The 12,618-nt window shown below is 57.9% G+C and carries 12 protein-coding genes; 5 read left to right on the forward strand and 7 right to left on the reverse strand.

The genetic code is table 11. The features are described 5' to 3' along the window. Position 1: 1 nt before the first annotated feature. Positions 2-670: a hypothetical protein gene (locus C7964_RS03880; protein ID WP_110278313.1), complete on the forward strand. Its 669-nt coding sequence runs from the start codon at positions 2-4 to the stop codon at positions 668-670. Here C7964_RS03880 and C7964_RS03885 read toward each other — a convergent pair. After that, positions 667-2,112, reverse strand: a complete 1,446-nt coding sequence (locus C7964_RS03885; protein ID WP_110278314.1) for a cobyric acid synthase — start codon at positions 2,110-2,112, stop codon at positions 667-669. The genes C7964_RS03880 and C7964_RS03885 overlap by 4 nt on opposite strands. A gap of 52 nt (positions 2,113-2,164) precedes the next feature. Between C7964_RS03885 and C7964_RS03890 the strand changes: the two genes are divergently transcribed. Continuing rightward, complete coding sequence (locus C7964_RS03890; protein WP_110278315.1) at positions 2,165-2,743, forward strand: cobalamin biosynthesis protein CobQ; 579 nt, start codon at positions 2,165-2,167, stop codon at positions 2,741-2,743. Between the two features lie 55 nt (positions 2,744-2,798). On the opposite strand, the gene C7964_RS03895 is transcribed toward C7964_RS03890, so the two are convergent. Beyond that, entirely contained in the window at positions 2,799-3,122 is a 324-nt protein-coding gene (locus C7964_RS03895; RefSeq protein WP_055294189.1) for a DUF6280 family protein, read from the reverse strand. 225 nt (positions 3,123-3,347) lie between these two features. Here C7964_RS03895 and efp point away from each other — a divergent pair, with 225 nt between their 5' ends. Then, positions 3,348-3,911, forward strand: coding sequence for an elongation factor P (gene efp, locus C7964_RS03900; RefSeq protein WP_076659252.1), 564 nt, complete (start codon positions 3,348-3,350; stop codon positions 3,909-3,911). Positions 3,912-3,913: 2 nt separating this feature from the next. Here efp and ygfZ read toward each other — a convergent pair whose 3' ends face one another. Together ygfZ and C7964_RS03910 are read right to left on the reverse strand one after the other, a co-directional pair. Next, positions 3,914-4,648 (reverse strand): CAF17-like 4Fe-4S cluster assembly/insertion protein YgfZ, encoded by a 735-nt coding sequence (gene ygfZ / locus C7964_RS03905; RefSeq protein ID WP_110278316.1) that lies wholly within the window; start codon positions 4,646-4,648, stop codon positions 3,914-3,916. Continuing rightward, positions 4,641-6,431, reverse strand: coding sequence for an ABC transporter ATP-binding protein (locus C7964_RS03910; RefSeq protein ID WP_110278317.1), 1,791 nt, complete (start codon positions 6,429-6,431; stop codon positions 4,641-4,643). Before C7964_RS03910 ends, ygfZ begins: the two co-directional genes overlap by 8 nt. Positions 6,432-6,561: 130 nt before the next feature. Here C7964_RS03910 and C7964_RS03915 point away from each other — a divergent pair, with 130 nt between their 5' ends. Further along, positions 6,562-7,740: a pyridoxal-phosphate-dependent aminotransferase family protein gene (locus C7964_RS03915; RefSeq protein WP_110278318.1), complete on the forward strand. Its 1,179-nt coding sequence runs from the start codon at positions 6,562-6,564 to the stop codon at positions 7,738-7,740. Here C7964_RS03915 and C7964_RS03920 read toward each other — a convergent pair. Further along, complete coding sequence (locus C7964_RS03920; protein ID WP_110278319.1) at positions 7,737-7,922, reverse strand: hypothetical protein; 186 nt, start codon at positions 7,920-7,922, stop codon at positions 7,737-7,739. The genes C7964_RS03915 and C7964_RS03920 overlap by 4 nt on opposite strands. Positions 7,923-7,970: 48 nt before the next feature. Then, positions 7,971-9,086, reverse strand: a complete 1,116-nt coding sequence (locus tag C7964_RS03925; protein WP_110278320.1) for a pyridoxal phosphate-dependent aminotransferase — start codon at positions 9,084-9,086, stop codon at positions 7,971-7,973. Positions 9,087-9,163: 77 nt separating this feature from the next. Between C7964_RS03925 and C7964_RS03930 the strand changes: the two genes are divergently transcribed. Next, entirely contained in the window at positions 9,164-9,325 is a 162-nt protein-coding gene (locus C7964_RS03930; RefSeq protein WP_110278321.1) for a Tat pathway signal protein, read from the forward strand. 73 nt (positions 9,326-9,398) lie between these two features. Here the strand turns inward: C7964_RS03930 and C7964_RS03935 are convergent, their stop codons facing one another. Further along, positions 9,399-12,518, reverse strand: a complete 3,120-nt coding sequence (locus C7964_RS03935) for a valine--tRNA ligase (protein ID WP_110278322.1) — start codon at positions 12,516-12,518, stop codon at positions 9,399-9,401. Between the last annotated feature and the right edge of the window lie 100 nt (positions 12,519-12,618).

Below are 12,618 nucleotides of genomic sequence, written 5' to 3' on the forward strand. Positions count from 1 at the left end.
AATGGCGCATGATGAAGACATTGATGACCTTGTTTCGTCAGTGCGTGATTTCGTCTCGCATAAAGAACCGCAGCGTTCACGGTCGCGGATCCTGTTAGACCGTCTTATCCTGACGCCTGACCTGCGTATCGACGGAGGCAATCAACCGGAAAGCCCAACAAATGCGGCCCAGAATGGTGGATCACCGCCAGTCGCGGTGAAGACGCTGCCACCGGTCAAGACCTATGACAAGGCAGGTCTGGAAGCCACGATTGCAGAGCTCGAGGCCGCAGTGACAGCGCAGTTTGATGACTGGGAGGCCGACGAGGGTGAGCGCTTTGCCAAGGCGGCATGGGCCGCCAGCGCGTTCCAGAAGCCGCAGACTGATTCGTCAGAAGCTGCTGAACCAGAGCCGCCTTTTGTGCACGCCGTGCAGAAAACTGATGCGGTCGAGCCACAGTCCTTGCAGCCGTCATTACCTAATCAATCCACCGTCGAAGCGACGAAAGATGCCGTTGTGGCCTCTGTGATGTCCGGCCTTGATGATAAGGCGCTGCGTCGCCTCGTGGCCGAGATTGTCCATGAGGAACTGGGCGGAGAGCTTGGTGAACGGATCACCCGCAATGTGCGCAAACTGGTCCGACGCGAGATCAACCGCGTTCTGACCAGCCGTGAAATGGGCCAAGACTAATGCGCCAAGCCAAGTAGCGCGTCGATATCCATGTGGGTTTCCAGATGGTCGGCCAGTGCGTCAAGCGTGTCTGTCACGCTTTGCGCATAGTCATGATGCGTGACGGGTTTGCCGATATCCGCCAGAAACGCCGCGCGGAAAGCATCCGCGGCGAACAACCCGTGAAGATAGCACCCCATCACCCGCCTGTCAGGGGATGCCGCCCCTTCACCGCGCCCATCCAACGACAGCCACGCGCGTGTGCAGTCGGGGCCGTCCGTCTGGCCGATATGGATCTCATAGCCGCTGACCTTGTCCCCGCTGGGCATATAAGAGGCGTTTGACAGGGCCAACCGCTTTTGCGGGGCCATGACTGTGCGAACGTCCAAAAGGCCCAAACCACTGACGCGTGAAGGGGGGCCTTCGATCCCGTCGTCGTCGATAATCTCTTTGCCCAGCATCTGGTAGCCGCCACAAATGCCCAAGACATGCCCGCCGCGCCGCACATGGGCCTGCAAGTCAATGTCCCATCCTTGCGTGCGGAAATGTGCCAGATCGGCAATCGTGGATTTGGACCCTGGAATGATGACAAGATCAGCATCACCGGGAAGGGGGCGGCCTGCCTCGATGATCTCGACTGTCACATCAGGTGTCGCAGTAAGCGGGTCGAGGTCATCAAAATTCGCGATACGGTTCAGGCGTGGTACAGCGATCTTGATGGCACCGCCTTTGCGGCTGGCGATGTCCATGACGTCTTCGGCAGGCAGTTTCCACGCATCCGCAAACCATGGCACAATACCGAGGGGCGTCCACTCTGTGCGCGCGGCGATAATATCCATGCCCGCCGCAAAGAGGGTGGGATCACCGCGGAATTTATTGATGGCAAAGCCTTTGATCAGGGCCAGGTCCTCAGGTGGCAGGATCGCATGAGTGCCGACCAGTTGTGCAATTACACCGCCACGGTCAATATCGCCTACAAGGACCACAGGCACATTGGCAGCCGAGGCAAAGCCCATATTGGCAATATCGCCTGCGCGCAGGTTCACTTCGGCGGGACTTCCGGCGCCCTCGACAATTACCAGATCACGGCCCAAGCCAATCCGCTGGAAACTCTCCAATACAGGCGGCAGCAGTTTCGCTTTCTGCTTGCCGTAGTCGCGCGCTTTCATCGTGGCAAAGCGTTTGCCCTGCACGATCACCTGCGCGCCGATATCTGTTTCAGGTTTCAAAAGCACAGGGTTCATATCGACCATCGGTTCCAGCCCGCAGGCCAAGGCCTGCAACGCCTGCGCGCGCCCGATCTCGCCGCCATCAGCGGTGACGGCTGCGTTGTTGGACATGTTCTGCGGTTTGAACGGGGCGACAGACATGCCGCGTTTGACACAGGCCCGCGCGATGCCCGCCACGAGCATGGATTTGCCCACGTTCGAGCCAGCCCCCTGGATCATGATCGCTCTGGTCATTGGTGCTCCTTTAGCTAACTTCATAGGGGCGCAGAGGGCGCGGGGAAAGAGCATGAACACGCCAGCGCATCTGATTTTTGGGCTTACTGCCTTTGGGAAGGCGGAGCGTCCTGCAATCACTGGGGCCGCTTTTGCCGGTGCCTTGATCCCTGACCTGTCGCTCTATGTGCTGGCGGGTTGGCACCTGCTACTTTTGGGGACATCGCCCGATATCGTTTTTGGCCAGCTTTACTATTCGGCCGCGTGGCAAAGCATCTTCCGGATCGACAATTCCTTTATCATATGGGGGATCGCACTTGCGCTTGCGGGGCTTTACCGCGCGCCTGTGATGATCGCGCTCTGTGGCGCTGCGTTGCTGCATCTGGGGTTTGATTTTTTGCTGCACAACGATGACGCGCGTGCACATTTCTGGCCAATGAGTAATTGGGTCTTTCAGAGCCCCGTAAGCTATTGGGATCCACGGCACTACGGCAATATCGCGGGCGCGGTTGAGGTGGCATTGTCACTGTTGTGTTGCGGTATTCTTTGGCGACGCTATCGGGGCCCTTGGATGCGCGGATTGATTGCACTGCTGGGTGTGAGTGAACTCGCACCCTTTGTTCTCTTCGCGATCATGTTTGCAGGACCGTAAACAAAAAACGCGGCCCATTGGGCCGCGTCTTTAACGCAAAACTGCTGCTCTAAACCTAGGCAGCACGTGCCTCTTGCTCAGCTGCATTGCGACGTTCGCTTTCTTCGCGTGACAGTGCAACGGATGTCCGCACACCTTTACCCACGAATTCCATCAAACCGCTTACAACCCGCTCGTTCGGGTCGATACCTGCACATGACAATACTTCACGTCCATCACGTGAACGCGCCCAACGCGCAATCTGCTCTGGACCATTTCCGTATTTCTTGTCATCTGCAATAGCATCGTCGAGAGCTGCCAGTACCACGGCAGCAAAGAGTTTGCGGGCACGGTTGCCTTGTTCGTTGTTAAAGGCTGTACCGTCGACGAAATCTCTCATCATATTTCCTTTTTTTGCTCTTGTAGTTCCCGCGTAGGGGCCCTTATGCCCGTTTTGATCCGATTCGGGGGTTCTCTTTTGGAATGGCAGGTATGCGCTCAGTGCATGGCTTGTGCCGCAAAAAGAGACCACGATTGGTTGAACTTGCCAGCTCCCCACCAGCTGGATATAGGCTGCGACTGAAACCTTTCAACCTTTCTTAACAATCTAAAGAGCCTCAGACCCATGCCCAAAATCAACGGTAATGAAATTCGTCCCGGCAATGTCCTTGAACACGAAGGCGGTCTCTGGGGCGCTGTAAAAGTAGATCACGTCAAGCCCGGAAAAGGCGGCGCCTTTGCACAGGTGGAACTGAAAAACCTGCGCGACGGGCGCAAGTTGAACGAGCGTTTCCGGTCCGCCGACAAGGTTGAACGTGTGCGTCTGGACCAGAAGGACCAGCAGTTCCTGTTTGAAGAGGGCGACATGCTGACATTCATGGACAGCGACACCTATGAGCAAATTGCATTGCCGTCTGATATTCTGGGCGACCGCCGCCCGTTCTTGCAGGACGGTATGATGGTCAAGATCGAATACTATGGCGAAGAGGCGCTGAACGTCAGCCTGCCGCAGAAAGTTGTCTGCAAGGTTGTTGAGACCGAGCCGGTCGTGAAGGGCCAGACAGCCGCAAACAGCTTCAAGCCAGCCGTTCTCGACAATGGTGTGCGCGTCATGATCCCGCCCTTTGTCGGGCAGGACGAAGATATCGTGGTGAACACTGAAACGTTCGAATACGCCGAACGCGCCTAAACCTACTTCAGGCGGGTGAGGGTTGCCTCGCCTGCCTGCATCGGGCCTTCGGCCCGGTCAAAGCGCAGAAATGCGAGCGCCTTGTCGCCATCAATCGTATGCAAGGTGCCCACCGGTTTCCCGTCAGCGGTGATCGGATCCCCTGGCACTGCTGTGCCTGTGACAGAAACAAGCGCCAATCCCTTCTTCAGCGTTGTTTTGTGTTGCATGCGGGCAACAATTTCCTGCCCGACGAAACAGCCTTTTTTGAAGTCCACGCCGTGCAGGCGCTCAAAGCCAGCTTCCAGGACATAGGTCTCATTGTCGAGTTCGATGCCTGTTTCAGGGATCAGGTTTGCGACGCGGAGCGCATCCCAATCGGTTTCGTCGCTGATATCTGTATCGCCATAAGCGCGCCAGCCAAGTGCGTCATGGCGTGGGTCTTGATAGGCGCCCTCGGGTGCGGTGCCCGTGCCGCGTGACACAACCAGATCGGTCTGCTCAATCGTCACCGCCGCGCGCAACCGGTACATCATAAGCCGCTGGCCAAGCTTCTGCGCATGGGATGTTGCGACATCAATCAGCAGGCGGTCCTGCTCGCCGATGACAAAAAAATCAGCAATGAATTTGCCCTGCGGCGTCAGCAGCGCCGTGTAGATGATCGCACCGTCTGCGCGCCGCACGTCGTTCGTCACCAAACCTTGCAAGAACGATACGCGGTCATCACCACCAACGGAAAGGACGGTCCGGTCAGACATTCTCTGTGCTCTCCTCTTGCGAAAATTGAAGGCGGTGCAGGTCTGCATAAATACCGCCACGCGCCAGAAGCGTTTCATGGTCGCCCTGATCGACTACGCGGCCGTGGTCCATCACCACGATCGAATCCGCGTTGCGGATCGTCGAAAGCCGATGCGCGATGACCAAGGTTGTTCGCCCTGTCGAAAGCTTTTCAAGCGCTTGCTGCACGATTGCTTCGGATTTTGTATCCAGCGCGCTTGTCGCCTCGTCCAGCAGCAGGATGGGCGTGTCACGCAAGAGCGCGCGGGCAATCGCCACACGCTGCCGTTGACCACCCGAAAGATTTGATCCGCGTGGTCCGGCGGGGCTATCGAGCCCGTTGGGCAAGGACGGCAGGAAGTCACTGACGTGGGCTGCATCAAGAACAGATTTCAAATGCGCCTCATCCACCCCTTCGCGGCCCAGCAGGATGTTATCGCGCAGCGTTTCGTCAAAAAGGGCGGCGTCCTGGGTGACGACAGAAAACAGGCTGCGCAGGTCGGCCAGATCATAGTCTGTGATCGGAACGCCTGCGACCATCGCGGCCCCTTCGCGCGGCTCGACCAGACGGGTCAGCACATTAAAGACCGTGCTTTTGCCCGCCCCGGATGCGCCGACGAGCGCGGTGGTTTTACCGGCTTCAGCGGTAAAGCTAGCCCCGCGCAAAACAGGCAGATCACCGTAGTTCATGGACACATTTTCCAAAGCGACCGCCGGGGCACTGTGGGGGACCGTTTTGGCTTTGGTAGGTGACAGGATCGTCGGCTGCAGGTTCAGGACATATTGCAGACGCTCTACGCTCGCTGCGGCCATCTGCCATTGCCCGCTCATCAGGCCAAGGCGACGCAGTGGATCGAAGGCAAGCGACATGGCCGTAAAGAACGCCATGAATTCACCGTTGGTCTTTTCGCCGGCGATAATCTCGGACCCGCCATAGAGCATGACTGCCAAAAAACCGATCCCTGTCATGATATCAATCAATGCAGGCACCGCCGCTTGCCCCGCTGTCGTGCGCATACTTGCCGTAACACCCTGCTGGATCAGCGCGTCATACCGTTTTGCCTGATAGGTTTCGAGCGCATTGAGCTTGATCGGGTTGATGCCGTGAAACACCTCATCAAGTCGGGTCGAGACATTGCCTGCAATTTCACGCGCACTGCGTGAACGACGACGAATATAGGCCTGCACAAGAATGGATGGCAGAATCAAGAGTGGAATGCCGATGATCGCAATCAAGGTCCATTTCCAATCAATCCAGATCGCGACGGCGAGCAGACCGATCAATGACACCAGATCGCGCGCGACAGCCGTCAGCAAACTGCTCCAGACCGAGTTGATGACATTCACGTCGCCTTGCACACGTTCGATCAACTGGCCTGGTGGGTGGATTTGAAAAAAGCCGCTGTCGAGTGACATCATATGCCGCAGCAAATGTTTGCGCATGGCAGCTGACGCGAGCTCTTTGATCCACTGCATCAAGATGCGCTGACAAGAGGATGTGAACGCGCGGACGAAAAAGATCGTCATGATCCCGAACCCGACAAAATAAAGGGCGTTCCGGTCGCCTTGGGCGAAAACATCATCAAACATTGGTTGGATCATGCGGCTGATCAACGCCAGCATTGACCCTTCGACCATCATCAGGACGACGGCTGCAGCGAGCAGCCACTTGTGCTCCCGCAAGTAATCTCGCCAGAGCCAACCAAAGAGTTTGGTGGCAGATTGCTGCTTTTTGGAGCCGGATTTCGGGGTAGGAGGGGGCATCACTGGCCTTTTGCAAACTCTGCTCTCTCTCGTCTACGCGGAAATGGGGGCATAGAGCAAGCGAGGCAAGGTTGACGTTGCATGGCGCTTCATTAAGGTCCTGCCGAGTTATAAAGAAAGCCACCAAAACATGTCGCTGTCTCAAGGTCGTGCTTATTTGGCCATCCCTGGTCCGTCAGTCATTCCTGATGACGTTTTGCGCGCAATGCACCGCGCATCGCCCAACATTTACGAGGGTGAGCTGCATGACTTGACCGCCAGTCTCGTGCCGGATCTTAAAGAGATAGCGATGACAGACAGCAACGTGGCCATTTACATTGGAAACGGACACGCCGCTTGGGAAGCGGCCCTTGCCAATACGATCTCGGCTGGCGACACCGTTCTGGTGCTGGCGACAGGGCGTTTTTGCATCGGTTGGGGGGAGATGGCCGCGGGGCTAGGCGCAAAGGTCGAGACCATCGACTATGGCGCGCAATCACCGATTGGCCTTGCACAGGTGGAAGAGGTTTTGGCCAACGACAAAGAAGGCCGGATCAAGGCGGTTCTCGCAGTGCATGTTGATACCTCAACCAGCGTCAAAAACGATATTGCGGCCTTGCGGGATGTCATGGATCGCGTTGGGCATCCGGCGCTGCTTATGGCAGATTGCATCGCGTCGTTAGGGTGTGACCGGTTTGAAATGGACGCTTGGGGCGTGGATGTCATGGTCGCGGGGTGCCAAAAAGGCCTGATGACGCCTGCGGGCATCAGCTTTGTCTGGTTCAACGACAAAGCCGATGCAGCCCGTGGTGACCGGGTGACAACCTATTGGGACTGGCGGCCGCGCACCAACCCAGAGTTCTATTTTCAGTACTTTGACGGCACTGCCCCGACGCACCACCTCTACGGGTTGCGCACGGCGCTGGACCTCATCAAGGCGGAGGGTTTGGACAATGTTTTCGCGCGGCATGAAAAGCTAGCGCAGGTCATCTGGACGGCCTTTGACCATTGGTCGTCGGAAGGGCCAATGCACCTGAATATCGCTGATCCTGCGCATCGGTCCCATGCGGTGACGTCCGTCAGTATCGGTTCGCCCCATGGGGATGCACTGCGCCATTGGTGTGAACATAAATGCGGTCTGACGCTGGGAATCGGGCTGGGCCGGTCGCCGGCTGACGCCTATTTCCGGATTGGCCACATGGGGCATGTGAATGCCCATATGATCATGGGCGCGCTCGGCACAATCGAAGCGGGGTTGAATGCATTGAACATTCCACATGGGCAAGGTGCCTTGTCTGCTGCCGCAAAGGCCATTGCGGCCCGCGCCTAGCCGTTCTTGATACGGTCAATCCATTTGACGCACTGAAGAATGGCGTAGGCGGTGGCGGCGACCCAGAGGTACCCAACGGCAGCCGCGATCACCCAGAAGCCCATGAACAAGAAAACCCAAAGCGTTCCGAGAAACGCATCTGTATAGTCTTCTACGGCTTGCACAGGGCGACGATGCGACATGATTAATCCTTCTGCGGTTGCGGAAGGATAATCAGCCCAAAATAAAAATCACCTTAATTTTTCGTGTGCTTGTGCCAGCGCCTTTGGGAGGGCCTGCGCAAAGGCGTCGAGCTGTGCTTCAGTACCACAACTGACACGGATGCAGCGGTCCTGCGGGGGGACAAAGGGCATTCTCACAAAGATGCCCTCTGCAACAAGGGCGGCCAGAACGGCGCGGGCAAAATCGCCGCCGCGTCCACAGTCAATCGTGACGAAATTGGTGGCTGAGGGCAGCGGATGCAAACCGTGCGCTTGCGCAATCGCACTAATCTGGTTGCGCGCTTGTGCAACTTCTTTCCGGACGTGGGAGAGCCAACCGGTATCTTGCAACGCGGCCAATGCGCCTTCCTGACTGATCCGGCACATGCCGAAATGGTTGCGGACCTTGTTGAAACCGCTGATCACCTCTGACGATCCGATCGCATAGCCGACACGCGCACCGGCCATTCCATGCGCTTTCGAAAAAGTGCGCATGCGGATGACGTTTGTCGCGTTTGGGTCAATCGCAGGCGCGGTACCATCCGGAGCGAGGTCAATATAGGCTTCGTCCAGAACCAGCATACATCCGGACGGCAGGCGGTTGATCATATGCTGGATCACCTCTGCTGTGTGCCAGCTGCCCATCGGATTGTCGGGATTGGCGATATAGACAAGTTTCGCCGCCACTTCGGTTGCTTTGGCAATCAGCGCGTCTGGGTCTTCATGATCGCCACTGTAAGGCACAGTGTGGAGTGTCCCGCCGAAACCTGCCACATGATAATTGAAGGTGGGATAGGCCCCTGCCGAAGTGACGACGGCGTCGCCTGCGCCAACATAAAGGCGGACCAGAAGCCCCAGGAGCGCATCAATGCCTTCGCCGACCATGATGTTTTCAGGCGCAACCCCGTGATACGCGGCTAGCGCGTGGCGCAGGTCATGGCTTTCGGGATCGCCATACATCCATGCTTCGCCTGCGGCCTTTTGCATGGCTGCGATGGCCTTTGGCGAGGGGCCAAAGGCGCTCTCGTTTGCACCGAGGCGCGCTGTAAATGCGCGGCCCATCTGGCGTTCTTGCGCTTCGGGGCCGACGAACGGGACCGAGGCTGGCAGGCTTTCTGCGAGGGGGGTAAGGGCGGGTTTTGTCATGGGGTCAGATAAGCCTGTGCTTGAATTCTGTGCAACTGTTCTTATGTGCGAGCGGTTCTCATTAAGGGGGGTGTCGCATGAAACTGAGTAGACGCGGATTTTTGGTCAGTTCGGGCGCGGCACTTGCGGTACGGTCTATGCCGCAGGTGGTGACCAAGACGGGTGGGCGGCGCATTTTGACTCTTGTCTATGATAAAACCCTGGGGATGATGCGCGCGGTGGAGCGTGTGGTGCCCTGAGGATTGCCTCCGGCGGAAGTTTGAAAAGACATGGAAAGTCAGGGGGCAGTGACACGACCGCCCCCTGTTTAGTCTAGCCGATCTCAGCCAGGCGCGCGATGGCGGCCTTGAGTTGTGCTTCCTCGTTTTCGCGCAGGGCAAGGTTCGCCTTGGCCTCGGCCACAACCTCATCCGGGGCGGATTCGATGAATTTGGGGTTATTCAGACGCCCGCGCAGGCCGCCCAGTTCCTTGCCCAGTTTCTGCATCGTTTTTTCGAGCCGCGCGATTTCCTCGGCCACGTCAATCAGATCGGCCAGCGGAATACCAAAGGTGCCGCCTTCCATCGGGATGGTGACGCAGCCTTTGGGGAAGTCATCCACATGTGAAAGGCTTTCGATGCGGGCAAGGCGCTGGATCAGCACATGGTTGTTGTCCCATGCGGATTGCCCTTTGGCGTCCAGCCCTGACACCAGAAGGGGCACTTTGGCACCCGCCGGCACATGCACCTGCGCGCGCGCCGAGCGCACGTTGTCGATCAGATCGATCACCCAGTTCATCTCGCGATCGGCGTCGGCATCCACGAGATCGGCCGCCGTATAGGTCGGCCAATCGGCGTGGACCAGCATCTTGGCGCGGCTGTCCGCCTGTTGCCACAGCTCTTCTGTGATGAACGGCATGATCGGGTGCAGCAGGATCAGGCATTGGTCCAGCACCCAGCGCAGGGTTTGTTCTGTCTCGGCCTTGGCCGCCGCATCGTCGCCTTGCAGGATCGGTTTGGAGAATTCCAGATACCAGTCGCAGACCTTGCCCCATGTGAAGGCATAAAGCGCGTCGGCGGCGTCGTTGAAGCGGTAGGCCTCCATCGCGGCATCGATGGTCTCGCGCACCTTGCCGGTTTCGCCGATGATCCATTTGTTCAGCGTTTGGGTCGCGTCAAGCCGTGCCGCATCGCCGGGGTAGGGGATGTCATAGTGTTCGGCAAAACTGAAGGCGTTCCACAGTTTCGTGCCGAAGTTGCGGTAGCCCTTGATCCGGTCTTCGCTGATTTTCAGCACACCACCCAAGGCTGCCATCTGCGCGTTGGAAAAGCGCAGGGCGTCGGCGCCGTAGGCGTCGATCATGTCGAGCGGGTCGATGACGTTGCCCTTGGTCTTGGACATCTTCTCGCCCTTCGCGTCGCGGACGAGCTGGTGCAGATAGACGGTGTGGAAAGGTTCCTGGCCCAAGACCGCCTCGGACATCATCATCATGCGGGCGACCCAGAAGAACAGGATGTCCTGACCGGTGACGAGGACATCACCGGGGAAGTATTTCATCGCCTCATCGTCCGCTGGCCAGCCGAGGGTGCCGAAAGGCCAGAGACCGGAGGAGAACCATGTGTCGAGGACGTCGGGGTCGCGCGATAGACTAAGCTGTTTCTGAGCGTCCGCCTTCCCGAAAGCAAACATGCTGGGATTGTCAGACGGTGCTAGCTCATCAATTTTGTATTCTTCACCATAGTATTCAGCCGCTTTAGCCTTCGCCTCTGAGAAGCTTGCGCCACAAAAGTATTGCAGAGAGTTCTGGCGGTCTGGCACGCCTAGTGAGCCAGATGAGCGAATTGCCTCAAAGTCTTTGAGATAATCTCGGTCTGGCCCATACCAAACCGGAATCTGATGCCCCCACCAAAGCTGGCGCGAGATGCACCAAGGCTCGATGTTCTCCAGCCAGTGGTAATACACCTTTTCGCCGCTTTCCGGCATGATCTTGGTGCGGCCTTCCTTGACTGCATCCAGCGCGGGGCCGACGATTTTGGCGGTGTCGACGAACCATTGGTCGGTGAGCATCGGCTCGATGACGACTTTGGAGCGGTCGCCGAAGGGCTGCATGATCTTTTTGGATTCGACGAAGGGGATCATGGCGGGCACGTCGGGTTGAGGTCCCGGATCAAGTCCGGGACTGCGGTCTGCCGCGTCCTCTGACGCAGTCCCGGTCTCCGCGCCGGGACCTTTTGCCGCCGGATTGGGCACCATCACCGCGTTACCCTCTGCCGTGATATCCGCAACCACACGCTTGCGCGCCTCAAACCGGTCCAGCCCGCGATATTCGTCGGGCACAAGGTTCATCGCGGCGATCATCGCCTCGTCGAAATCCTGTTCGCCATTGGCGATGGCTTGGGCTATCGCGGCCTCTTCTGCGTAGGGTTTGCCGTCTGCGCGCATGTTCCCCTTGGTGTCCATCAGCGAATACATCGGGATATTACCGCGTTTGGCGACCTCATAGTCGTTGAAGTCATGCGCACCGGTGATTTTCACGGCCCCGGAGCCGAAATTCATGTCAGGGTAAGGGTCGGTGATGATCGGGATGAGGCGGCGTTGCTCTTTCGGCCCGACGGGAATTTCGCAGAGCTTGCCGACGATGGGCGCATAGCGTTCGTCGTCTTTGTGCACGGCAACGGCGCCGTCACCGAGCATGGTTTCGGGGCGGGTTGTCGCGATCGAGATATAGTCGCGGGTTTCGCGCAGGGTCACGTTGCCGTCTTCATCCTTCTCGACGTATTCATAGGTCTCGCCACCGGCCAGCGGGTATTTGAAGTGCCACATATGGCCGTCGACTTCGATATTCTCGACCTCGAGATCGGAAATCGCGGTCTCGAAATGCGGGTCCCAGTTGACCAGACGCTTGCCGCGATAGATCAGGCCCTTGTTGTACATCTCGACAAAGACCTTGAGCACAGCGTCGTGGAAATTGCCGGGTTTTTCCGTTGCTGGCGCGCTTTCGGCACCGGACATGGTAAAGGCCGAACGGGACCAGTCCATGCTGTCGCCCAAGCGCCGCGCCTGTTGTTCGATCTGCCCGCCGTTGGCGGCCTTCCATTCCCAGACTTTCTCGAGGAATTTCTCGCGCCCCATCTCGGTACGCTTGGGCAGGCCTTTTGCCGCAAGGTCTTTTTCCACCATCAACTGCGTGGCGATACCCGCATGATCCAGCCCCGGTTGCCAGAGCGTGTCGTAGCCCTGCATCCGTTTCCAGCGGGTCAGCATGTCCATGATGGTGTGGTTAAAGGCGTGGCCGACGTGCAGGTGCCCCGTCACATTGGGGGGCGGCAACATGATGCAAAAAGTTTCATCGCGGCTGGCATTTGCGCCTGCTTTGAAAGCGCCTGCATCTTCCCACATTTTGTAAAGGCGGGGTTCTGCTGTCTTGGCGTCGAATGTCTTTTCCATCGGCATCGGTTTGGTCCTTGCTGTGTACGCAGGGCAAATAACGCGCTGATGGGGTGAGGGGAAGAGTAAGGTGGGTTTAAACCCACCTTACCTGATGAAAAACGGC

This window comes from Loktanella sp. PT4BL, assembly GCF_003201935.1.
Taxonomy (GTDB): Bacteria; Pseudomonadota; Alphaproteobacteria; order Rhodobacterales; family Rhodobacteraceae; genus Yoonia.